Source organism: Flagellimonas iocasae, from assembly GCF_042682725.1.
In the GTDB taxonomy this organism is placed as follows: domain Bacteria; phylum Bacteroidota; class Bacteroidia; order Flavobacteriales; family Flavobacteriaceae; genus Flagellimonas; species Flagellimonas iocasae.
Map to the genome: position 1 here is coordinate 485,391 of NZ_JBHUHU010000001.1, position 22,828 is coordinate 508,218.

The 22,828-nt window shown below is 42.7% G+C and carries 19 protein-coding genes and 1 pseudogene; 14 read left to right on the top strand and 6 right to left on the bottom strand.

The annotated features are described in order from the left end of the window. Positions 1 to 6 precede the first annotated feature (6 nt). The 3 genes from ACFSJE_RS02135 to ACFSJE_RS02145 form a co-directional block, all read right to left on the bottom strand. A complete protein-coding gene (locus tag ACFSJE_RS02135; RefSeq protein WP_379829331.1) occupies positions 7 to 939 on the bottom strand; it encodes a DUF1835 domain-containing protein in 933 nt (310 codons plus the stop codon). A 124-nt stretch (positions 940 to 1,063) separates the two neighbouring features. Further along, positions 1,064 to 1,393, bottom strand: a complete 330-nt coding sequence (locus ACFSJE_RS02140; RefSeq protein ID WP_379829332.1) for a translation initiation factor — start codon at positions 1,391 to 1,393, stop codon at positions 1,064 to 1,066. A gap of 3 nt (positions 1,394 to 1,396) precedes the next feature. After that, complete coding sequence (locus ACFSJE_RS02145; protein WP_379829333.1) at positions 1,397 to 2,347, bottom strand: isopenicillin N synthase family dioxygenase; 951 nt, start codon at positions 2,345 to 2,347, stop codon at positions 1,397 to 1,399. A gap of 198 nt (positions 2,348 to 2,545) precedes the next feature. Here ACFSJE_RS02145 and ACFSJE_RS02150 point away from each other — a divergent pair. The 6 genes and pseudogenes from ACFSJE_RS02150 to ACFSJE_RS02175 form a co-directional block, all read left to right on the top strand. Next, positions 2,546 to 3,985 (top strand): annotated as a pseudogene (locus tag ACFSJE_RS02150) (alpha-ketoacid dehydrogenase subunit alpha/beta); the annotation flags it as partial. 69 nt (positions 3,986 to 4,054) lie between these two features. After that, the gene (locus ACFSJE_RS02155; protein ID WP_379830033.1) at positions 4,055 to 4,435 is read left to right on the top strand and encodes a transketolase C-terminal domain-containing protein; all 381 of its coding nucleotides are present in this window, start codon (positions 4,055 to 4,057) and stop codon (positions 4,433 to 4,435) included. Positions 4,436 to 4,546: 111 nt separating this feature from the next. Beyond that, positions 4,547 to 5,029: a lipocalin-like domain-containing protein gene (locus tag ACFSJE_RS02160; RefSeq protein ID WP_379829334.1), complete on the top strand. Its 483-nt coding sequence runs from the start codon at positions 4,547 to 4,549 to the stop codon at positions 5,027 to 5,029. A 4-nt stretch (positions 5,030 to 5,033) separates the two neighbouring features. Further along, positions 5,034 to 5,726 (top strand): YiaD family glycine zipper/OmpA-like lipoprotein, encoded by a 693-nt coding sequence (locus ACFSJE_RS02165; protein ID WP_379829335.1) that lies wholly within the window; start codon positions 5,034 to 5,036, stop codon positions 5,724 to 5,726. Positions 5,727 to 5,896: 170 nt separating this feature from the next. Next, positions 5,897 to 6,226: a hypothetical protein gene (locus ACFSJE_RS02170; protein ID WP_379829336.1), complete on the top strand. Its 330-nt coding sequence runs from the start codon at positions 5,897 to 5,899 to the stop codon at positions 6,224 to 6,226. Positions 6,227 to 6,346: 120 nt separating this feature from the next. Beyond that, positions 6,347 to 7,264: an EamA family transporter gene (locus tag ACFSJE_RS02175; protein ID WP_379829337.1), complete on the top strand. Its 918-nt coding sequence runs from the start codon at positions 6,347 to 6,349 to the stop codon at positions 7,262 to 7,264. A gap of 20 nt (positions 7,265 to 7,284) precedes the next feature. Here ACFSJE_RS02175 and ACFSJE_RS02180 read toward each other — a convergent pair whose 3' ends face one another. Next, positions 7,285 to 9,483 carry a carbohydrate binding family 9 domain-containing protein gene (locus tag ACFSJE_RS02180; protein ID WP_379829338.1) on the bottom strand — a complete coding sequence of 733 codons (2,199 nt, stop codon included), beginning with the start codon at positions 9,481 to 9,483 and terminating at the stop codon, positions 7,285 to 7,287. Between the two features lie 94 nt (positions 9,484 to 9,577). On the opposite strand from ACFSJE_RS02180, the gene ACFSJE_RS02185 reads away from it, so the two are divergent. Together ACFSJE_RS02185 and ACFSJE_RS02190 are read left to right on the top strand one after the other, a co-directional pair. Then, positions 9,578 to 10,141 (top strand): DUF4251 domain-containing protein, encoded by a 564-nt coding sequence (locus ACFSJE_RS02185; protein WP_379829339.1) that lies wholly within the window; start codon positions 9,578 to 9,580, stop codon positions 10,139 to 10,141. A 91-nt stretch (positions 10,142 to 10,232) separates the two neighbouring features. Next, positions 10,233 to 11,420, top strand: coding sequence for a PQQ-dependent sugar dehydrogenase (locus tag ACFSJE_RS02190; protein WP_379829340.1), 1,188 nt, complete (start codon positions 10,233 to 10,235; stop codon positions 11,418 to 11,420). Between the two features lie 8 nt (positions 11,421 to 11,428). On the opposite strand, the gene ACFSJE_RS02195 is transcribed toward ACFSJE_RS02190, so the two are convergent. Next, a complete protein-coding gene (locus tag ACFSJE_RS02195; RefSeq protein WP_379829341.1) occupies positions 11,429 to 11,929 on the bottom strand; it encodes a hypothetical protein in 501 nt (166 codons plus the stop codon). Positions 11,930 to 12,252: 323 nt separating this feature from the next. On the opposite strand from ACFSJE_RS02195, the gene ACFSJE_RS02200 reads away from it, so the two are divergent. From ACFSJE_RS02200 to ACFSJE_RS02220, 5 genes are all read left to right on the top strand, one after another. Further along, positions 12,253 to 15,378, top strand: a complete 3,126-nt coding sequence (locus tag ACFSJE_RS02200; RefSeq protein ID WP_379829342.1) for a WD40/YVTN/BNR-like repeat-containing protein — start codon at positions 12,253 to 12,255, stop codon at positions 15,376 to 15,378. Between the two features lie 172 nt (positions 15,379 to 15,550). Continuing rightward, positions 15,551 to 16,828 carry an SIR2 family protein gene (locus tag ACFSJE_RS02205; protein ID WP_379829343.1) on the top strand — a complete coding sequence of 426 codons (1,278 nt, stop codon included), beginning with the start codon at positions 15,551 to 15,553 and terminating at the stop codon, positions 16,826 to 16,828. Next, complete coding sequence (locus ACFSJE_RS02210) at positions 16,815 to 18,599, top strand: ATP-binding protein (protein ID WP_379829344.1); 1,785 nt, start codon at positions 16,815 to 16,817, stop codon at positions 18,597 to 18,599. The genes ACFSJE_RS02205 and ACFSJE_RS02210 overlap by 14 nt, the downstream gene beginning before the upstream one ends. Further along, positions 18,596 to 18,817, top strand: coding sequence for a KTSC domain-containing protein (locus ACFSJE_RS02215; protein ID WP_379829345.1), 222 nt, complete (start codon positions 18,596 to 18,598; stop codon positions 18,815 to 18,817). Before ACFSJE_RS02210 ends, ACFSJE_RS02215 begins: the two co-directional genes overlap by 4 nt. 236 nt (positions 18,818 to 19,053) lie before the next feature. Beyond that, positions 19,054 to 19,845: a hypothetical protein gene (locus tag ACFSJE_RS02220; protein WP_379829346.1), complete on the top strand. Its 792-nt coding sequence runs from the start codon at positions 19,054 to 19,056 to the stop codon at positions 19,843 to 19,845. A gap of 2 nt (positions 19,846 to 19,847) precedes the next feature. Here the strand turns inward: ACFSJE_RS02220 and ACFSJE_RS02225 are convergent, their stop codons facing one another. Next, on the bottom strand, positions 19,848 to 20,468 hold the full coding sequence (locus tag ACFSJE_RS02225) for a JAB domain-containing protein (protein ID WP_379829347.1): 621 nt from the start codon (positions 20,466 to 20,468) through the stop codon (positions 19,848 to 19,850). A 141-nt stretch (positions 20,469 to 20,609) separates the two neighbouring features. On the opposite strand from ACFSJE_RS02225, the gene ACFSJE_RS02230 reads away from it, so the two are divergent. After that, positions 20,610 to 22,697 (top strand): adenylate/guanylate cyclase domain-containing protein, encoded by a 2,088-nt coding sequence (locus ACFSJE_RS02230; RefSeq protein WP_379829348.1) that lies wholly within the window; start codon positions 20,610 to 20,612, stop codon positions 22,695 to 22,697. Positions 22,698 to 22,828: the final 131 nt, after the last annotated feature.

Genomic DNA, 22,828 nt, shown 5'->3' on the forward strand with positions numbered 1-22,828 from the left:
CGGTACTTAGAGTTTTAAGATACGGTTTGTATCAGTATTATACAGGAAGTTATACTTTAAAGAACCACCTAGATATAATTGATTGTCACGTATTTGAGAGTAGTAGTTGTTCTTGTTTTCTAAAACTTCCATACCCTTTTTTGTCAGTTTGACAGGGTTGAAAGAGCTGAACAATGGTTTCAAAGAAGTGATGATACGCTCGTACTGGGAATCACCAAAACCGTAAAAACCTTGATTGGTCAATAAGTTGCCCAAAAGCTCCTTTCTTGATTTTGGTTTTTCTGTGGCCGCTACATCCAATACATGATTTTCCAACTCGTTTAAACCATTTTTAATGGTTGGGAAACGTCTTAGGTGTGTTTTCAGGGCATCAGATAGGTACTCAAACTGAAAATCATCATTGTTGATCAGGTTCTCCAATCGAATGGGGTTGTCGCTGCAGTACAATTGCCAAACGTAGTCGGCGTATTCAATATCGTCCTGTGTGAGAAGTGTTCTATTTTCGTATAGATCTATGAGTTTTTCATCACTCAATTCGCTAATACCGTAGAATTTATCGCTGTCATCTTCTTTCCCGCTGCATACCAAAGAGATTTCGGCATGCCTTCTATGGGTTTTGAGCCAACTTAGTACAGCTAGCATATTAATTTGACAGAAAAGGTCGTATTCAAACCAAAGAACAATGTGGTCTTGCTGTTTGTGATTACATAGCGAGCGGTACTCTTTCAATGTTTTTTCAACAAACCAAGACTTTGAGACCTTGTAGTTCTTGCTCAAAAATTCAAATCGTGTTTTCCAGAAAGATTCACTACCAACCGTACATAAAGTTTTGCCTTCGCAAAGCATCTCCCTCCATGTAATAATATCCCCCTGTAGTTGTAACGATTGTAATTTAGACGTGAAACTGTCCCCGTTGGTTATGTGCAACAGTGATTTCATTTTCAGTTCAGTTTTCGTTGGTTAGGAAGAATAAAAGTAAGACACTCGATCAAGAACACAAAAAAATTTTCTTAAAACATTGGTTTTCAATGTTCAAATTTAACAGGATTAAATCGTCAAATCCCTATCCGCCAACTCTTTTTACCGAGAATCCATGATCTTTTAAGAACTCCATTATTTTATCCCGATAGTCCCCTTGAATAATGATGGATTCGTTCTTGAAGCTGCCGCCTACGCCTAAAAACGTCTTAAGGTCTTTGGCCAATTTTTTAAAATCGGAGTCCGCACCATTGTACCCTTCCAAGATAGTGATGGGTTTGCCTTTCCGTTTTTCGTATTTGCAGATAATGGGGTCGTCCTGGAGCCAATAATCCGGCTTTTTACTTTCCTTTTCTGTATTTTCCTCAGGAACATGGTCTGGGAACAGGTTCTTGAGTTGGTCCTTAAGGTCCATATCTTATTTTTTTATCAATCCTAGTTCTATCAATCGCTCATGAAGGTATTCGCCGGCAGTGATGTCCTCAAAAGCCTTGGGATGCTCATCGTCCACGCAATCTTCTAAACAGTTCAGCGGCATTTCGCTGATGGGGTGCATAAAAAACGGAATGGAATATCGCGAAGTGCCCCAAAGTTCCCTTGGTGGGTTCACCACCTGATGTATCGTGGATTTCAATTTATTGTTGGTCAGGCGTGAAAGCATATCCCCAACATTGATCATCAATTCGTCAGGTTGGGCAATGGCGTCCACCCATTCTCCTTCGTGATTTTGAACCTGCAATCCTTTGCCGTGGGCGCCCATCAGCAATGTAATCAGGTTAATGTCGCCGTGCGCCGCCGCCCTCACCGCATTTTTGGGCTCAGTGGTGATGGGAGGGTAGTGAATAGGTCGTAGAATGGAGTTCCCATTTTTAATGTATTCATCAAAATAGGTTTCTTCCAATCCTAAGTGCAGTGCTAGGGCCCGAAGCACATATTGTGCTGTCTTTTCCAGCATTTTATAGGTCTCCTTTCCTACGACATTGAACTCAGGGAGTTCTTTTACAGTGACGTTATCCGGATATTCTTCCTCCAATTTTGGGTTGTCTTCCACATATTGGCCAAAATGCCAGAACTCCTTCAAATCACCTTCCTTTTTGCCTTTGGCATGCTCTTTTCCGAAGGAAGTATAGCCCCGTTGTCCACCAATACCTTCAATCTCATAGCTGTCCTTGACTTCTTGCGGGAGTTGGAAGAACTTTTTTATTTCCGAATACAGGTCTTCCACCAGCTTATCCGATAAGAAATGACCACTTAGGGCCACGAATCCTATATCTTCAAAGGCGGCACCGATTTCTTTGACAAACTTCTCTTTTCTGGCGGGGTCCCCAGAGACAAAATCTGCTAGATTCACACTTGGAATTGCACTCATGCCATCAATTTTTGATTACGGTCAAAAGTAATGAATAATGCCGAACGTACAGAAATTTGAAGGTGGATGGATGGCTTTTTTACTACATTTATCCCGTTGAATTTTCAAGATATGCGATATCACATTGGGGATTTGGACCACCAAAAATTACGGGACCTCTACACAGGAATGCTTAAGCCTAGAATGATTGAGGAAAAGATGCTGATTTTACTCAGACAGGGTAAAATTTCCAAATGGTTCAGCGGAATAGGACAGGAAGCCATCTCTGTTGGCGTTACTCAGGCGTTGAAAGCGGATGAGTATATACTTCCCATGCATCGGAATTTAGGGGTGTTCACTTCCCGAAATATTCCGTTGTATCGACTCTTTGCTCAATGGCAGGGAAAGCAAAGTGGTTTTACCCAAGGGCGCGACCGAAGCTTTCATTTTGGCACCCAGGAATATAAAATTGTGGGGATGATTTCCCATTTAGGTCCTCAATTAGGAGTGGCGGATGGTATTGCCTTGGCCGATTTATTGGGAAGAAAGAAACGTGTCACAGCGGTCTTCACTGGTGAAGGTGCTACTAGCGAAGGTGATTTCCACGAAGCCCTGAACATTGCTTCAGTATGGAATCTTCCCGTTTTATTCTGTATTGAAAACAACGGCTATGGTTTGTCCACCCCGACGAACGAACAATATAATTGCGAGCATTTGGCGGATAGGGCCAAGGGCTATGGTATGGAATCCCGAATCATTGATGGGAACAACATTTTGGAGGTGTTTACTAAAGTGGACGAACTCTGCAAGGCCATGCGAAAGCGACCTCGTCCCATGTTGTTGGAATTCAAGACCTTTCGGATGAGGGGCCATGAGGAAGCCAGTGGCACCAAATATGTTCCGGATAAATTGATGAGCAAATGGGCCAAAAAAGACCCTATTTCCAATTTCGAGACGTTTCTTTTGGAAGAAAACATCATATCCCAAGAAGAGATCGACAAGCTTAAAGAAGAAATTTCGGAGGAAATCAATGAAAATTTAAAGATGGCCTTTGATGAATCTCCAGTCTCATTTAATGAAGCCAAAGAGTTAAATGATGTTTACCAAGAATTTGATTATCAACATTTTGAACCTAAAGAAGATGTAGAGAATATTCGTTTTGTAGATGCCATTTCACAAGGTCTGGAGCAATCCATGTATCGCCATAACGAATTGATTGTCATGGGTCAGGATATCGCGGATTACGGAGGGGTCTTTAAAATTACGGAAGGCTTTACTTCCAAGTTTGGGAAGAGCAGGGTACGTAACACACCCATTTGTGAATCGGGGATTGTTTCCGCTGCCATGGGATTGTCCATCAACGGAATGAAATCAGTGGTTGAAATGCAATTTGCGGATTTTGTCAGTTCTGGATTCAATCCTATTGTAAATTATCTGGCCAAGGTCCATTACCGGTGGAATGAAAAAGCCGATGTGGTCATACGGATGCCTTGCGGTGGCGGAGTAGGGGCTGGCCCTTTCCATTCCCAGACCAATGAAGCATGGTTTACCAAAACCCCGGGGCTCAAAGTGGTATATCCCGCTTTTCCTGCGGATGCAAAAGGATTGTTGAATACGGCCATAAATGACCCCAATCCAGTCTTGTTCTTTGAACACAAAGGACTTTACCGAAGTATTTATGGTGATGTTCCTAAAGATTATTACACTTTGCCTTTTGGTAAAGCCAATTTGCTGCGAACCGGAAACGCCATTACAGTGGTTAGTTATGGAGCGGCTGTGCATTGGGCTATCGAAGTGCTGGAAAAACATCCAAATATTCAAGCAGATCTCGTAGATTTACGAACATTACAACCTCTCGATATAGATACTGTCTACACCTCGGTAAAAAAGACAGGGAAGCTACTGATTTTACAAGAAGATACATTGTTTGGCGGAATTGCCAGTGACATTTCCGCAATGGTCATGGAAGAATGTTTTCAATATTTGGATGCTCCCATAAAAAGGGTGGGAAGTTTGGAAACCCCTGTACCGTTCGCTAAGGAGTTGGAAGAAAACTACCTGCCCAAACAGCGCTTCGAATCTGCGTTGGTTGAGCTGATTCAATATTAATCTGGACTCTATCGATGTGAAGGTAAGAGAAATGGCGATTTTTTAATAATTTAACAACTGTTAACATAACCCAAATCGTATATTATTTTAAACAAAAACTAAGAACTTATCATGAAACAATCACTCTTATTGATTACTGTGGTGGGACTTTTACTCTCATCATGTTCAGTTTCCAAAAGCGCTAGGGGTCAACGAGACCTTTTTAGTGGAACGTGGTCCTTGGACAACATTTCGTATGAAAACAATTCGGGTAATTTTAAATCCGTCATCTTCAATGATGCTGAAGATATTTGCTTTGAAGGCAGCGAATGGTTTTTTCGGGACAACAACAGTACCGGAAGATATACCATAGCGCAAAGCACCCTTTGTAATGGGGGCGACCGTTTCTTTAGATGGTCAGTGGTAGAACCTTCCCAAAATTACAGCAGTCAGCTGCAGTTTAAATTCATTGATGAAAACCGAAAGGACATTTCCGGTGGCTATGGCTATCGTTTGAACATTGTTAGCTTGACCGAGCAGGCTATGACCCTAAAATCCAATGTATCAGTAGACGGACAACCTGTAACTATTGTTTATGAATTCTCAAAAAAATAATCAGATGAAAAATATACTATTAAAAAGTACAACAGCTTTCTTGGCATTGACACTTATTTTTAGCTGCGACGCCGTAAAAAATGCCAACAACACCCAAAAAGGTGCCGCCATCGGTGCCGGTGGTGGAGCCGTTATCGGTGGAGTCATTGGTAATAATGTTGGTAAAGGTAACACGGCCCTTGGCGCTATCATTGGTGCAGTTGTGGGTGGTGCTGCCGGTGGATATATCGGTAACCGAATGGACCGTCAAGCCGAACGTATTGAAGAAGAAATTCCTGGTGCCGAAGTAAAACGTGTTGGTGAGGGAATCAATGTAACCTTCAACGAAGATGCTGGGGTTTATTTTGATACCAATAAATCTGATATCAAAGGAACTTCTGCCAATACTTTGGATAGGTTGGCTGGAATCTTTAAGGAATATCCAAAATCCAATATTTTGGTGGAAGGCCACACCGACAGTGCAGGTAGCGATGAATACAACTGGAAGCTTTCACAACAACGTGCGGAGTCAGTTACCAATTATTTGATTTCCAAAGGAATTTCAAGCAGCAGGTTCACCACAAAATGGTATGGGGAGACCCAACCTCGTGAAAGTAATGATACTGCAGAAGGTAAAGCAGCTAACCGTCGTGTGGAATTGGCCATTGTTGCCAGCGATGAATTGAAACAAGAAGCCTACGAAGAAACGAAAGGTTAATAACCAATTCGCAAAAGAACCAAGGAGCCCGATGTTTTTTGCATCGGGCTTTTTTTAGCGTAAAGGTTCTGTTAATTAACAAAAATTTGAAATTGGCTTTACTGCCCGCATGTAAGATTATCACTACCTTAAAGGTGAATTTAGGACATCCCAAAAATTAAATTGTCAATATGACCCATGTCGTTGAAAATAGCACCTATGAAGTTCAAGAACTGCTGGTTCGTTTGGAGCGGAACAACAAGGTCATTCAGCGACTTTCCAAAAAATTATGTTCCTATACCTGCGAACCCAACAATCCTTCCTGTTTTGAGAAATTCTATGAATTAAAGAACAAGTTCAAGGTTTTTGCAAAGTATCAAAAGCAGATTGTAGAGGCGTTAAAGGCCAGAGAATTTGAATCCCCGGAGTTGGACAGGGATATAGAACTTCATTTGGAGCGGTATAAGCAGTTGGAAAAGGATATAGCAGGTTATCTTCTGGACACCCAAAAACATCATTGAACCACCATCGCTTTTCTTTCCTATAACAGATTTGATTTTTATTGGAAAAGTTACGCTACAATCTGTTTTGTACTTTTTTAAACATACGTAATATTGCAAGGCAAACCCTAATGTCTTGCCATGGGAAAATCCTCAAACTCAGCACTGGTATATCTTGCCTTTTTTGCCATTTATGTCTTTTGGGGTTCCACATATCTCCTGAACAAGATAGCCGTAACCGAGCTACCACCCTTTATGTTGGCGGCATGTCGATTCATTACAGCAGGACTCCTCATCTTCATTTTGGCCAAGATTTTAGGGATTTCCCTGACCATCACCAAAAAGCAATTCATTAATTCCGTAATGGCCGGAATCTTTTTTCTAAGTTTTGGAAACGGGGTGGTCGTTTGGGCGCTTCGCTATGTGGATAGTGGTTTTGCAGCTTTGGAAATATCCGCTCAGCCGTTAATCATCCTTGTGATGATGCGAATCCTTCAAGGTAAAAAAATTAAGCCGATGTCTGTTGTTGGAGTGGTGTTGGGGGTAATTGGAATTTATCTTCTTGTAAGTCAAAAGCAGGTCATTGCCAAAGAAGACTCGATTACGGGAATGATCATGATTTTCTTTTGTTTGCTGAGTTGGGCCTATGGAAGTCTTTTTGTGGCGAAGGCCGATTTACCTCACAATTACTTTGTAAATACCGGATACCAAATGTTCACAGCTGGAATCATTCTGGTTCTGATGAGCCTAAGTTTTGGGGAAGATTGGACCTCTCCATTGGACTGGAGTGTGGAAGTGCAATGGTCCATGGTCCTTTTGGTTATTTTCGGAAGTATTTTGGCATTCACCTCATTCAACTATCTCTTAAAAGCGGTCTCTCCGGAAAAAGTGGCGACCTCAACCTATGTAAATCCCATTGTGGCGCTTTTGCTGGGCTGGTACTTTTTGGATGAGCAGATTACGCTACAATCCATCGTGGCTGCAGTGGTATTGCTCACAGGCGTATATTTCATCAACACCAAAAAGACCTTGGCTATTTTTGAGCGGTTTAAGCGATAATTTGTAAAAAGTCTGTCTTTCTAATTCAGGATATCAAATCGGTGGGTGTATTTAATGGTAAACGTCTGATTATCCAGTGCATCGATTAAATCATCATCTTTCACCACATTGAACACCACAAACAGTCCCGTATTTGCGTTCTGCAACCATCCGAAGCGTGCATTTACCGAGGTGATGTTGGAAACATTGTTCCGCTGAATCAAGCTTTGCACAAAAATTCGAGGTGTGAAAGAATAGGAAAGCCGAAGTCCTCCCACAAGAGCGGTCAGATTTCCAGTATCCAATTGAATATCGCTATGACTCATGGTCAATGAGCTGTTAAACCTATCCCCAATGCGATATTTGGCCGTACCGCTATTAGTTATCTGATGTCCATTGAAATAACCACCAATAATGGTTCGGGTATCAAAAGAAAGGGCGGTATTGGGATTGGTGGTGATGACCAACTGCAACTCTTCATTGTTGTAATACCCTACCGGCACTGTTACATCAGAAATGGTGAAATCTTCAAACACCTGCTCTGCAGTAAAGTTGATACCCGTATGGATTTCTAGACCACTTTTAAAGACCCAATGGTTATCCACATGCAAAAAACTGGTGATCAATTGATCATCAAAATTCCAGTAGCCTCGATAAGATACGTGTGGCCGTATTTCCAACAACTTGCCAGCATCTTTGAATCGATGTGTTTTGAAGACCAAAAACTCTGGCTTTCGAAACGCTGTTCGTTGTAAAAAGCCCACTTCGGGATTAAACCCTTCGCCAACTTCGGTGTAGCCCGCATTTAAACGCCAACCGTTCCAGTCGTAATTTCCCAAAATTTTAAAGGCATGGTCGTTGTCTTCGATTCCAGGGGTGACACTTTTGGCCACAAACCCGGTGATTTCTGCCTTGTTTCCAATACCCCATTTGCCATCCATGGCATAAACGCGGTTGTAGTCGTCATCCATTTCACCCAATCCTTCCCTGCTGATAAAAATTCCACCCAAAGAGGAACGTGTGCCACCAAAATTGTGGTTGACCCGTCCTACGGTGAAATTGTTTTTTTCAATGGAAGCTTCCGCCACATCATCCGTGAACATGCTTAAAAAGCCTACATTGGTCTGTCCCACTTTTCCGGATAAACGGGCTCCCCCGATAATGGGAACAAGACTTCCATCCTCACCAATCCCGATACGTCTACTAAAGAACAAATCCACTTCACCAGGGCTTCCCACGCCGAACTGACCAGCATTTTCCAAGAAAAATGCCCTTTTCTCAGGGAAAAAGAGGTTGAAGCGGTCCAGATTTACCTGCTGGTCATCCACTTCTACTTGGGCAAAGTCCGTATTATACGTAAGGTCGAGGGTGAGGCTGGGGGTGATACTGTATTTGACATCCGCTCCGGCATCAAAATTGGTCTCGGTCTCGTCCATGGCCTTGTCGTTCACATATTGACCAAGCACATAAGGGATAAGTTTTAAGTTCCCTGGATTTCTGAGATTCATTCCGGTTAAACTTCCGGCCAATGACAGTCGCTTCATATCAAAACCCAATGGGAGTGAGGTCCAATAAGCCGTTTCTGTGTTTTTGCTGATGTTCCTTTGAAAATTCAACCCCCAGGTTTTGTTCTCTCCAGGTGCATAGCGAAGGGAACGGAACGGAATGGCAAACTCGGCACTCCAACCGTAATCACCCAATTGCGAGCGTACCTTCCAAGTAGCATCCCAATTGATATTGGTGCCACCGATAACACCACCCTGCTGTCTGTTGGCGTTGTTGTTGCCCTTACCCTCATTGTCAATTTGGGCATCATATTCCATTCCTTGGGCATTGGTGCCAAACAAGAAGCCATTCTGGCGATCGTGGTAGGTATCGATAATAAACAGAAAGCTGTCCTCATCATTCAAATCGGCATCGCGCCGCGAATCGGAAACCACAATACCACTGGCATCAGAATCATAACACACCACCGAAACATAAAAGGTAGTGCTACTGTAAGCGATTCGGACCTCCGTTTTTTCAGAAACGGGCTGTCCATAATTGGGCCGTATTTGGATTAAATCGGAAATGGCAGGAATCATTTGCCATACTGGATCATTGATGATTTCGCCATCAACAACCGGGTCTTCTGCCAACGAAGTAGCGAAGTATTCTGGGCTATTGGTTTGCTGGGATTGCAGTTCGCCAAAGGTTACTATGGCGACAATGAAAAACAGTTTTCCAAAGAAATTTTTCATACGTTGAGGTCTGGTCGGTCGTTAAATATACTCTTAAAATCGGAAATGTTGGATAGATTCAGTATTTTGTAATAAGCTTTTGATTTTGAAATACATGAAGAAGATTTTAAGTTGCATAATTGCAGGTTTTGCACTGGTTTTGATGGGGTGCGCTTCAGGGGCAAAAGTGAGTTCATCCCCTGCGGAAATTGAGGCGATGGACAATTTGGTTTCCAGCAGATCATTTGAAATTACCGCCCAATGGGCCAGACCTATGCCCAGTCAGGCACTCAACAGTATCTCCAACGCAGGAATGCTTCCCAATGGTAGCAATGCCAGCCGTGTTGATATTAATGGAAATGGAAGTTATTTACGAGTAATAGGGGATGTGGTAAAAGCCGATTTGCCCTTTTTTGGGGAGCGACAAATGTCTGGCGGTTATGACCAGCAACGGACAGGCATACAGTTTGACGGTGTTCCGGAAGACCTTCAAATCGAAGCCAATTCCAAAACCAAAGGCTATACCATGCGGTTCTCCATAAATAATGGTACCGAGACGTTTCAAGTGGTGGCCCAGTTGTTTCCATCCCGCTCCAGCACCTTCAGTATCGTAAGTTCCCATAGGGCGCAAATTCGGTATGAGGGCAGGCTATCCGAATACGTGGAGGAGGAAGAGTAGTTTTTTTTGTGAAACATGGAATTACGATTATCCTTTTCCATGATTTTGTTTTAGTTTTATGGAATAGAAACCATATCAAAAGCATTCCATAATGAAGATGGCCCAATTGCCCCTAAAAACTGCGTTCGTAGTTCTATTCTCTTTTCTGATTATTTCCTGTAAAGGTAAAAAGGAAGAATCCAAGGAAAATCAAGATGAAACCACACAAAATGATACCCTGGCAAAATCTAGCTTGCCTTTGGATCGCCTAAACATCCCTGAAGGATTCAAGATTGAAACCTATGCCGAAGGTGTTGAGGGAGCGCGATCTATGGCCATGGGCGCCGATGGAACGCTGTTTGTAGGTACCCGTAATGAAAACAAGGTTTACGCACTTAAGGACACCGACGGGGATTTTAAAGTGGATGAAATATACACCATCGATGAAGATTTGGAACAGCCCAACGGGGTGGCGTTTAAGGATGGCTCTCTTTACGTGGCCGCCGTAAGCAGATTGTATAGGTATGACAATATTGAACAATCATTGTCCAATCCCCCTGAACCCACCTTGATTTATGACGACTATCCAACGGAGTTTCACCATGGGTGGAAATATATCGCTTTTGGACCTGATGATAAATTATACATTCCCGTAGGGGCTCCTTGTAATATTTGCGACAGAACGGATGAAGACGAGCGTTTTGGCACCATCACCCGAATGGATGCAGATGGTTCCAATCGGGAGATTGTGGCCCATGGTGTAAGGAATACAGTTGGGTTTACATGGCATCCTGATACCAACGAACTTTGGTTTACCGACAACAACCGTGATATGATGGGAGATGACCTCCCTCCGGGAGAGTTGAACCGTTTGGCCGAGGCCGGACAACATTTTGGATACCCATTCTGTCATGCCGGCACTATTGCCGATCCCGAATTTGGGAGCCAGCACCCTTGTTCCGATTTTGTGCCTCCGGTACAACAATTGGGCCCTCACGTAGCCGCATTGGGGGTGAAGTTTGATACAGGTTCCATGTTCCCCGATGAATATAAAGGACATGCCTTTCTTGCCGAGCACGGGTCTTGGAACCGTTCCAAAAAAATAGGATACCGCATCACCTTGGTGAAATTGAACGGCAACGAAGCCGTGAGCTACGAACCTTTTATTGATGGTTGGTTAAACGACGAAACCCAAGAAGCCTTCGGACGTCCCGTGGATTTATTGTTCATGAAGGACGGTTCCCTTTTAATTTCCGATGATGAAGGGAACGCCATTTACAGGGTCACCTACGAAAATTAAGTAGAGCTTTATAAATGGTTTAGGTATTTGGGAGGTGTCAAGTCTTCCATTTTCCAAGTACTTCGTTGGTTATCCGCATTGGAGACCTCCAAAAAAATATGGGTAGAGGCAAATTTACCTTGGGACACAATCCGTTCCACGGTATAGGTCCATTCGCCATATGGAAACACAAACTCGGTTTTGTCCTTTTTATCGGTTTGCCGAATCAAACCGTTGATCAAGACCAAATTTGGAGGTTCCAAAAAAGTTTTGGGCTTATGCCAACACTGATATCGAATCTGCCCATTACAAAGTTGATCCACACGTACCGTATAATTGGCATTGTGGCATAGAATAAGGATGTGCTGTAGGTCTGGTTCGTTTTGGGGAATGGCTATGGCGGTCGTCGGTTTTGATTGATTTGGGATTACTTGAACGGATTTTATGGCCTTGTATTGTCTAAACCCTATTTCTCTTTTCCCAATGCGCTCCGTGCAAAAAGCCCAAGAGGTAGAGAATGAAGCCCACAATCACCAAGCAAATTATTTGTAAGAGGTTTACAGTTTCTAGTGTAGTCATTTTCTTGTTTTTAAGCAATCTAGATTGACCTTGCCGCAAATTGTATTGTAAATTGACGAATGATTCATTTCAATTGATGGATGATATGTTTCAATTGACGTGTGAAATATTTGTCCTACAAAAATCTATTGTAGTCCATCCCTGATAATTCTGAGGTGTTTCTTCAAAAACACTCATTTTTTTCACCCCTTTTCCTTATTTTCATGGCAAATGCACAAGGATGTTCCCAAATCCCTGCATTTTATCACAATAACTAACTCTAAAAACCAATCTCATGAAAAAAATCATTCTCCTTTGGTGTGTTGGCCTGGGGATGGTCTTTTATGGCTTCGGACAGCGAAAAGCATCCGGACCTACCATCAACAAAACCCTTTACGAATCCATGAAATACCGCAATATTGGGCCTACCCGTGGAGGTAGGGTTACAACCATTGAAGGTATCCCAGACGACATTTTCACCTATTATATGGGTGCTACTGGAGGCGGGGTGTGGAAGACCACCGATGGCGGCCAAACCTGGAACAATATTTCCGATGACTACTTCAATACCACAGGTATTGGGGACATTACTGTCGCGCCATCAGACCATAATGTGGTGTATGTGGGTACGGGCGAGTCCTGCATCCGTGGGGTAAAGACCTCGCATGGCGACGGCATGTACAAATCCACCGACGCCGGAAAAACATGGAAACATATCGGTTTGGAGCCCACCCGACACATCGGAGAGGTGTTTGTGCACCCCAAAGACCCAAATAAAGTGTATGTGGCCGCGCAAGGCAACCCTTGGGGCACCGATGAAAACCGTGGACTCTACCTGTCCAATGATGGGGGTGAGAGCTGGGAGAAAATTTTATATGTAAACGACCATTCCGGGATTGTGGACATGACCGTAAGTGCCGAGGACCCCAATTTTATGATGGTCACTTCGTGGGACTTCCAACGGAAACCTTGGGTAGTACAGAGTGGCGGACCCGGAAGCAAGGTCTTCAAGACCACCAATGGAGGTAAAACTTGGAAAGAGATTACCAAAGGCCTACCCGAACTCAAAGGAAAAATGGGCATCGATATTTCCCCTGCCAATCCCAATGTGGTGTACATGGCCATTGAGGCTTTTGAACGCGAAGGTGGGGTCTACCGTTCCGATGATGCCGGGGAAACGTTTAGACAAACCACCAATGATGCCACCACCTATGCCCGTGCTTGGTACTACATGCACATTATTGCCGACCCCAATGACGAGGACGAATGTTGGGTGATGAACAGCTGGGCCATGAAATCCATTGACGGCGGCAAAACCTTTGTGGGGAACCAAGGCAGCCATGTGGACCATCACGATATGTGGATCAATCCCAACAACAGCAACATCATGGCCAACGCCAACGATGGGGGAGCTTCCATCACCTACAACGGTGGTGAAACCTGGTCCGATATTTACAACCAGCCTACGGGACAGTTCTATCGCGCTTTGACGGACAACGGCTATCCGTATCGGGTCTACTCGGGGCAGCAAGACAACAGCACCATCGTTATCGACAGCCGGGTGATGGACAATGGTATTGGTCGCATGCACTGGGACATTGTCCGTGCTGGGGAATCGTCCACCGTGGCGGTAGACCCCAACAATCCGCGCTATGTGTACTCCACCTATTTTGCCAGCAATTTTATGGAGTGGGACAGCAAAATCGATAATACCCGCATGGTGCGACCCTATCCGGAGCGCATCAGTGGGGAGCAGCCCAAAAATCTAAAGCTTCGGGCCAACTGGAACGGTCCGGTGATGGTTTCACCCCATAACCCCAACACCATTTACTACGGTTCCCAATATGTGATGAAATCCACCGATCGTGGGGTCACTTGGGAAACTATGAGTGAAGACCTCACCCGAAACAACAAGGACCACCAAGGCAAGGGCGGGTATCCCATCAGCAATGAACAGATTACGGCGGAAAGCTACAACAACCTCTTCAATATTGAGGAATCGCCCATCCGCGAAGGGGTCATTTGGGTAGGTTCTGACTGTGGTTTGGTGCATGTGACACAAGACGGCGGACAGACCTGGACTAACGTTACCCCCAAAGGCATGCAAGAAGGCATCATCAACGTGGTGGAACCTTCGCCCCACGATGCCGGCACCGCCTATTTTGCCATGGCGGGTTATAAAATGAACAACTTTACCCCCGAGGTCTACAAGACCACCGATTATGGTGCTTCGTGGACCAAGATTGTGAACGGATTGCCCGGCGATACCTTCGCCCGTACCATTCGCGAGGACCCGGATAGAAAGGATTTATTGTACGTGGGCACGGAGACAGGGCCTTTTGTGTCTTTCAACGGGGGGCAACTGTGGCTGCCATTACAGAATAATCTACCCGAAGTGCCCATAACCGACATGCGGGTACAGCGCAAGGATTTGGTGGTTACCACCCAAGGGCGTGCCATTTGGATATTGGACGATTTGACCCCGTTGCACCAAATTTCGGATGCGGTGGCCAAGGCCGATTACTACCTGTACCAACCCCGCGATACCGATGCCGAGTTGTCCATTGCCTATTCCACGCGCGATGTACCCGGGGAGAACCCGCCCCAAGGATTGCAGGTGCACTACGTGCTCAACAAAGAAGTGCCTGCCGATACCCCAATGGCCTTGGAGATTTTGGACAGCAGTGGCGACGTGATCCACTCCGAATACAGCGACCGCCCCAGGACGGGCTGCGATACCCTCGTAAAACCCCAATTGAAAAAGAAAATGGGCGCACACCGCTATAGCTGGAACATGAAAGTGGGGCAGTTTGACTGCTTTACCGAGTTCTACACCACCAACCGCGACCTTACCGCCTACGATGCCACCCCCGGCAACTACAAGGTACGGTTGACCATTGGCGATTTTACCCAGACCCAGAACTTTGCCATTACCATTGATCCCCGTATACAAATGAGCGCGGACAATGTGGAGGCCGCCTATGCGGAGCGCGATGCCCTGAACAAATCTCTCTACAAGGCCGCCACCGAAATGAGCCAAGGCGTGCGCGACCTGCGAAAGATACAGCAGCAACTGCACTTTGTACTGGGCGAGACCAGCTCCGCCGAACTGCAGGAACAAGGTAGTGCCTTGAACCAAAAAATAGATAACTGGATAGCGGAAATTTTACAAAAAGAGATGCGTACCTACCAGAGCAACTATATGTTTGAGGCGCGGCTCTTGATCAAGTTCAAGGATTTCTTGGACGAGATCGGCAAGGGCAACCTGCCCGTGACGCAGGGCGTACGCGACGTGACCCGAGACTACCTACAAAAGTGGAGCACGGTAAAAGCGGACCTACAGAAAATAAAGACCCAAGACGTGGCCGCGGTAAACGCCCTGATCAAGAGCGCCGGCCTACCGGAATTGTATTTACCGTAGGTAACGAATAATATAAGAATAGAAAGAAGGGAAGGCCGAAAGGTCTTCCTTTTTTTATTACCCGTAGGGTAAAACCCCATAACTATTTAATTTTTAATGACTTTGCAGTTTTCCGTAATGGATTACTTGTTAAAATAGATATATTTGGGTGTAAACCGGTTAAATACATATTATGGGTGAATTTAGTCATGATCCGTCTGAATATATTCGTGGAATACAACAAATTCTAATTTCAGATAAGAAGAAGATTGGTTTTTTATTTGGTGCTGGAAGCTCTCTGGCTAAAAAGAACGAAAAATCTCTTACTGTTCCAGCAATAGGTCAATTAACCCAAGCTATTGTTGCGGAAATAGGGGGCGAGGATGCAAAGTATGAAAAAGCTTTTAAGGAAATTGAAGAAGAACTAGGTTCAGGTAATTTTAATATAGAAACTATTTTGTCTAATCTTGAACAAAAGTTTTTATTTATTGGTAAGGCAACTTTGAATTCCTTGAACAAACAGGAATTCGAAGAATTAATATGCAAAATTAAGAAAGGAGTTCGGGATAAAGTAAGTGTGCATCTTAAGGATGGGAAAATAGTTGATAAGGATACAGTTGTTGAATTGGTTCAGACTGATTTTGCAAACTGGATTGGGCAAGCAGAAAGAAAGTTTCCAATTGAAATATTTACAACAAACTATGACTTTCTATTTGAACTTGGGTTAGAGCACAAAGAAATTGCATATTATGATGGGTTTTGTGGTAGTTTAAGAGCTTTTTTCAACCCTGAATCCGTAGAGGATTTTACTTTTTTAACCAACCAAACAAAATTATGGAAAATACATGGCTCATTAGGATGGCATTTTGATAAGGATACTGAAAAAATTTTAAGGGTAAATCCAGATGACAAGGATATTTTGATATACCCTTCTACTTTAAAATATAAAGATTCTAAAAAACAGCCATATGAGAGTCTTTTAGATAGACTTTCTAATTTTTTAAAACAAGATGATTCTATATTAATAACTTGTGGTTATTCATGGGGTGATGAACATATTAATTCAAGAATTATTTCTGCTTTAAAAACAAATACTACTTCACATGTAATAGGTCTTTTTCATGATAAGAGCAATCCAATAGATGAGGGTTCACCACTAGCAAAAATTGCAAAGGACAACCCGAAAATATCTATATATGGGTCTCGTTGTGCCATTATTGGATGCAAGTTTGGGGAATGGGTATTGAAATCAGAACCTTCCATTGATGACACAGTAAATTTGAACTTGTATTTTGATGAGGATGCTCATTTTGATTCTAAAGAAAAAATTGCCGAAGAAAAAACAGGAAAAGAGATTTGGACAGGGAAAGGAGCTTTTATATTATCAGATTTTGGTATGCTCGTTAAGTTTTTGAATTCCATGGTTAATGAAAACGAAATAAAAAAGCTTGGAGAAAATGTCAAAAAATAGAATCACGGAAATAGGTGAAATTGATAGTATAAGTGGCAATAATATTTCTGTCAAGCTTTTTGATAACATTAAATCAAATATGCCTATAATTGATGGTATAGTTTACCGTGTTGGTCAGGTAGGTTCGTTTGTTAGAATACCGTTAGGGTATGCTAATTTATTTGGAATTGTTACACAAATAGGTTCAGCCGCAATTCCTGAAAGTTTACGGGATGCTGTAGCCAAGGATTATGATTACCTGAAAAATACTAGGTGGATAAATATTGTACTGGCTGGGGAGCAAGTCGGCAGAAAATTTGAAAGAGGTGTGACTCAATATCCCACGACTGGAGATAGTGTTCATTTAGTTACAATTAATGATTTAGATATAATTTATGGGGGATATGAGGATTCAAATTCCATAAAGGTTGGTAATATTAGTGTTTCCGAAACTTTAGATGCTAAAATAGACTTAGATAAATTAATTTCAAGACATTGTGCAATCGTTGGTTCTACGGGAAGTGGTAAATCCAATTCAGTTTCAGTACTGCTTCAAGCTATTGCAAATAGAAAATTTCCAAGTTCACGTATTTTGGTTATTGATCCTCATGGAGAATACAACGATGCACTGTCTAAATATTCAAAAGTGATTGAAGTTAACTCTAATGAGGATGAAAATAAATTACAAATTCCTTTTTGGGCTTTACCATTTAATGAATTGATGAAGGTTTTTTCAGGAAATTTATCAGACCAAAATAAAGAATATATTAGGGAAAAATTAGTAGAGGCTAAGATAAAAAGTGTTAAGGAAAATGGTATTGATGTAAGAAAAGAGTCAATTACGGCAGATTCACCAATTCCTTTTAGTATTAAAAATCTTTGGTTTAACCTAATAGACTTTGAAAAACAAACATTTAACGATGCTGGAAGGACGGTTTTAAGTAATTTGGTGGTTGTTGGAAATGCAGATGATCTAACCTCTAATGAGTATACTCCTGCAGGCATAGGGAATTCGCCTCCTTTTCTAAACAACAAAGCGAAAGGCTTATTAAGTTTTTTGGATAGTGTGAGGAATAAATTAAATGACAGCAGTTATAGTTTTCTGTTTTCTCCAGGAAAATTAACTCCTAATTTAAAAGGAAAAATTGAAGAAGATTTAGACGATATGTTTTATAAGTGGTTAGGAGATGAAGCTCCAATCACCATTTTAGATTTATCAGGCATACCAAGTGAAGTAATGTCTTCAATATCGGGTACTCTATTAAAGATAATTTATGATGGATTATTTTGGGGAGTCAATACAAAAGTTGGAGGTAAAAACCAGCCTTTGATGATTGTATTGGAAGAAGCACACAGCTATCTAAAAGCAGGAGAACATTCAATTTCATCTCGAACAGTACAAATGATTGCAAAAGAAGGTAGGAAATATGGAGTTGGTTTGTTGTTGGTAACACAAAGACCATCGGAATTAGATGAAACTGTGTTAAGTCAATGTGGAACAATGGTGGCATTACGCATGAATAACTCAAAAGATAGAAGTCATATTCGTTCCGCAGTTCAGGATGAATTACAAAGCATGGTTGATTTGCTGCCCAGTTTAAGAACTGGAGAAGCATTGGTTTCGGGTGAAGCTGTTAAAATACCTTCAAGAGTTAAGTTCTTCAAGATTTCTAATGCTCCGAAAAGTTCTGATCCAAAGCCTTCAGAAAGATGGTTAAAGAAAATTGAAAATCCAAAAGACGAATACAAAATTTTATTGAAATCTTGGCGAAATAAAAATTATAAAGAATGAGTGAACCGGAAATGACCCCAGTAGTTTCATCTAATGTCGAAAGTATCGGATATGATGAGCAGAGTCAACAAGTATATGTTAGATTTCTAAATGGAGGAGTTTATATTTATAAGGGTGTGCCTGAACAAGAATATCAAAATCTGTTATTGGCACCTTCAGTTGGCTCTTATCTACATAGAAATTTCAAAAATGTGTATCCCTACGAAAGAATTGAATAATAATGCTAAACCTAAACCAAAAATTAAGGAGAGTTGAAATAAAGAATTTTGAAATCCGAAATGAAATTGTCTTCAATTTTTTCAATAATCTTCCGGTTTCTGAAAGAGACGAAAAACTTTTCAAAGCCCTGTATATTGGTGTTTTAGCTTTAATGGAAGACCGCCTTTCTGCTTTTCTTTCGAAAACTAGCAATGAATTGGGCACTGAGCTGGAAAGTTTGAAGATGATCTTCGAAATGAAAAAGGAGCTTTTTTATAAAACTACTATAAAGGGTTCTTTGGCTGAAGATGACATTGCTGAATTTTTAAATGAATATTTTAAAGAGAAAAAATTAAAAGATGTTGCCTTTTTGACGGGTAATGAAGCAGGAAATCTGCCAAGGAACAAGACGGGAGATATCATTTGTAGAATCAATGGCGACTCAGATTTAAAAATAGCCATTGAATGTAAGTTCGATAAAAGCGTAAAACTTGGCGATATTGAAAGTAAGGACGTTTTTACCCGAAAATATGATACAGCTTGGAGCCAACTTATCGAATCTGATGCAAACAGAGCTTCAAAAGTCAGCATTATTGTTTTCGATATATCATTGGTAGACAATAGTATTCTCAGAATTTTTGAAAATGTGGGCTATATCAATTCCATAGGTTTTATAGCCATCATTGATTCCCAAAAAGGCGATTATTCAAATCTCGCAATTGCTTATATGCTTGCCAGAGATATTGCAGTCAATGCGAAAAGTGTTGATTTGGATAAAGATGTATTGGCAATGATTGTAAATCGCATCATTAAGGATATCAATGAGATTACCAATATCAAACGATTGGTTGAGGGGAACATTGAGAATAACAAGGCGATACTAAAACAACTGGAAAAAAGTATTTTGCTGATGGAGTTTAATCAAGATTACCTTTCCAAATTCTTAAATGATGGTACGTTGACCAAAAAAGATTTGCTTGATTTTTATATGGGAGAAGATGTAAAGGACAAATATAAAGTGATTGAAAAAGAAATCAACGAATTTTAATCCTACAACCCCCCAAGCACCTTTAAACTCAACCCTGTATGCTTTTTAATGTCAGCATCAGACATGCCGCTTGCCTTTAAAGATTTAGCAACCTCTTTAAGTCCCTCTTTTTTACCCCTCTTCCGTTCCGTTTCCAACTTAAAAGCTTCCAATTCCTGCTTTTCGGGCCCCACAATTTCAAACAGGCCACTTTTGCGTAGTTCGTCCATGACACCTTCGTTCTCAAAACTGGTGTAGTCGGTCTCGGTGATCACCAAATGGTCCAGTACATCAATCCGTAAAAATTTCCCGGCTTTCAGCATATGGTCGGTAAAGAGAATATCGGCATCCGTCACTTTAACGGAGCCGCTGGGGTGGTTGTGCACCAAGATCAGCTTGCTGGCCAGTTTGTAGATGGCCATTCTAAAGACATCGGGCGGGTCTGCATTTACCCGGTTGTGCGCTCCAAGTCCAAGGAGTTCCACAAACAAGATCTTGTTGGCATTGTTGAGCCCCACCACCCAAAAATGCTCTTGGTTGCGGCCAATCTTGTTTTCGCGCAGCAGGATCTGCTGCATAATGGTATAAATGTCCCTGGCGTTGAGCACTTTTATCTTTTGTTCTTGGGTAAGCCGTACGTTCATAGGTAGGTGATTTGGGTCTGGGAAAGGTAAACCATGCCCGTGAAAAATCCAAAAACCACCTTATTTTGAGCGCAATAGCGGAGTGGGCGTCGCAGTATGGTGCCATTTCACTATTTTAGGGACGTAGAACCAACCTCATTCATGGGCATACAACGTAAATTGACCGCCATAATGTTTACCGATGTGCAGGGATACACCGCCATCATGCACGAGGACGAACAGCGGGCCCTTACCCTTCGGAGCAGGCACAGAAAGCTTTTCAACGAACTTACCGAAAAACACCGAGGCACCGTGGTGCAATATTTTGGTGATGGTACCCTCACGGTTTTTGATAGTGCTTTGGATGCGGTGGAGTGTGCATTGGAGTTGCAAAAGGCGTTCCGCCAAGCTCCGGTGATTCCCGTACGCATTGGCATCCACATGGGCGATATTGTGCTTTCCGAAGATGACATTATGGGCGATGCGGTGAACGTGGCCTCTAGGATAGAATCCGTGGGCGTGCCGGGCAGTGTTTTCTTTTCAGACCATGTGAACGACCAGTTGCGGAGCCATAAAAAATTCGAGACCCGATTCTTGGACGTGTTCCATTTCAAAAACGTTAAGGAACCCGTTCCTGTCTATGCACTGGTGGATGACCAGTTGGTGGTCCCAGACCGAAAAGCTTACGTAAAGACCAAATCACATTCCAATGGTAAGGGCATTGGAAACCGATTTTCCAATAATCGGAAGATGCTGCAATGGGGTGGTTTGGTGTTGCTACTCTGCATCTTGGCCGGACTTTATTTTACATTGGCCAAAAAAGAGTTGCCCATCGCGGATGATGCGCTTCTCCGTAGCATTGCCGTTCTGCCCGTTCAGAACCTTACCGGGATTTCAGAAAACGATGTACTGTGCGAAACCATTACCGACGATCTCATTGGGCAATTGTCCGATGGGGTCGGGATGATAAAGGTGGTGCCCAAATCCTTGATCAAGGATTATCTGGATCAGGGCGAACCGATGCAAAAAATGGCCGCTGCTTTGAATGTGGGCTATATTTTGGAGGGCGCTTTGCACCATTCGGACAGTCTCTACAATTTGGACCTTCGCTTGGCGGATGCCCTCGAACGCATGTACCTCTGGTCGGAACGCTATGATCATGTTTCTGGGGAAAATATAGCAACCACGTTGCAGTCTCAAGCTAGTGGTGCCATTGCCTCTGAATTGAATGCCCATTACCGCAACCAGGAAAAAAACAATGCCCAAAACCTGGCCATGGACAACAAGAATGTAAATGAGTTGTTGGCCCGTGCCGATGCCCTCACCGATAAAATGGACAAGAAATCCATGTACCAAGCCATGCCGTTGTATCAAAAAGTGATCCAGTTGGAGCCCAACAGGGCCGAAGGCTATATGGGGTTGGCCCGCATTTACACCATTGGCAGAATGATCTGGGGCTTTTTTAAGCAAGAGGAATCCAGAACTAGGGCCGCAGATTACCTGGGAAAATCCATAGCGCTGAAACCAACCTTGGAGGCTTCGCAATATCTGTTGGTCAGCAAGTTTTTCTTTGAGCACGATTTTGAGTATTCGGAGGAACATTTGTCACTAGTGGCCATATTGCCACCCTTTCCCGATGGGGCTTTCTACTCGGTTTATAACAATATGTTGGGCCGTTTTGACGAAAGCATCCATTATGCGGAAAACTACATTGACCGTTTCCCGGATGCGGGTAATGGATTTGCACAGATGATACGCGCCTATTTTCTTGTTGGTGATTGGGCCAAAGCGGACAGTTTGATGAATCGTTGCGATAGTAGGTTCAAGCATGATCTGTTCTATACACGCGATGTGGCCATGGTGCACCTGAACATGGGCAATTTGGATTCTTTCCGAGAAATGAACGATATCCTGAAAACCAATTTTCTGGACAATGCCGCTGTCCATCTCTATTATGATGCCATTGAAATGCACCTCGATGGGACAGACCCCAACAAAATCAAGGAAAAGCTGGGCCTTTTAGAAGATCAATACAACATGGGCATGTCAGGGTCCCCTGCATGGTTTTTGGCGATGTACCATTTCTATATTAAGGATGATGAAACCGGTTTTCAGTGGTTACAAAAATCGTTCGACCGTAAAGATGTGGAAATGCTCTGGCTAAAGACTGAATACATCTTACAGCGTTTCAAAAAAGCCCAAGATCCAAGGTATATGGCGCTTTTCAATCAGATGCATTGGCCTGAATAAGCCAACCCAACACGCTTCACCTTTTACCCAAGACCCCTTTACCCTTTAACCAAAACCTTTTCAACCCCGCAAGGAAAATCGTCCATTTAGTGGCGAGGTTCGTCCATTTTATCCCGTTGTAGATCGCTTCA

What these genes read in the sequence shown, in the direction of transcription:
- ACFSJE_RS02190 (WP_379829340.1), top strand. Translation starts at nt 10,233, where the DNA reads ATGAAGATGGCCCAATTGCCCCTAAAAACTGCGTTCGTAGTTCTATTC.
- ACFSJE_RS02135 (WP_379829331.1), bottom strand. Translation starts at nt 939, where the DNA reads ATGAAATCACTGTTGCACATAACCAACGGGGACAGTTTCACGTCTAAA.
- ACFSJE_RS02185 (WP_379829339.1), top strand. Translation starts at nt 9,578, where the DNA reads ATGAAGAAGATTTTAAGTTGCATAATTGCAGGTTTTGCACTGGTTTTG.
- ACFSJE_RS02225 (WP_379829347.1), bottom strand. Translation starts at nt 20,468, where the DNA reads ATGAACGTACGGCTTACCCAAGAACAAAAGATAAAAGTGCTCAACGCC.
- ACFSJE_RS02170 (WP_379829336.1), top strand. Translation starts at nt 5,897, where the DNA reads ATGACCCATGTCGTTGAAAATAGCACCTATGAAGTTCAAGAACTGCTG.
- ACFSJE_RS02220 (WP_379829346.1), top strand. Translation starts at nt 19,054, where the DNA reads ATGAAAAAGGAGCTTTTTTATAAAACTACTATAAAGGGTTCTTTGGCT.
- ACFSJE_RS02175 (WP_379829337.1), top strand. Translation starts at nt 6,347, where the DNA reads ATGGGAAAATCCTCAAACTCAGCACTGGTATATCTTGCCTTTTTTGCC.
- ACFSJE_RS02145 (WP_379829333.1), bottom strand. Translation starts at nt 2,347, where the DNA reads ATGAGTGCAATTCCAAGTGTGAATCTAGCAGATTTTGTCTCTGGGGAC.
- ACFSJE_RS02140 (WP_379829332.1), bottom strand. Translation starts at nt 1,393, where the DNA reads ATGGACCTTAAGGACCAACTCAAGAACCTGTTCCCAGACCATGTTCCT.
- ACFSJE_RS02205 (WP_379829343.1), top strand. Translation starts at nt 15,551, where the DNA reads ATGGGTGAATTTAGTCATGATCCGTCTGAATATATTCGTGGAATACAA.
- ACFSJE_RS02230 (WP_379829348.1), top strand. Translation starts at nt 20,610, where the DNA reads ATGGGCATACAACGTAAATTGACCGCCATAATGTTTACCGATGTGCAG.
- ACFSJE_RS02165 (WP_379829335.1), top strand. Translation starts at nt 5,034, where the DNA reads ATGAAAAATATACTATTAAAAAGTACAACAGCTTTCTTGGCATTGACA.
- ACFSJE_RS02215 (WP_379829345.1), top strand. Translation starts at nt 18,596, where the DNA reads ATGAGTGAACCGGAAATGACCCCAGTAGTTTCATCTAATGTCGAAAGT.
- ACFSJE_RS02180 (WP_379829338.1), bottom strand. Translation starts at nt 9,483, where the DNA reads ATGAAAAATTTCTTTGGAAAACTGTTTTTCATTGTCGCCATAGTAACC.
- ACFSJE_RS02160 (WP_379829334.1), top strand. Translation starts at nt 4,547, where the DNA reads ATGAAACAATCACTCTTATTGATTACTGTGGTGGGACTTTTACTCTCA.
- ACFSJE_RS02210 (WP_379829344.1), top strand. Translation starts at nt 16,815, where the DNA reads ATGTCAAAAAATAGAATCACGGAAATAGGTGAAATTGATAGTATAAGT.
- ACFSJE_RS02200 (WP_379829342.1), top strand. Translation starts at nt 12,253, where the DNA reads ATGAAAAAAATCATTCTCCTTTGGTGTGTTGGCCTGGGGATGGTCTTT.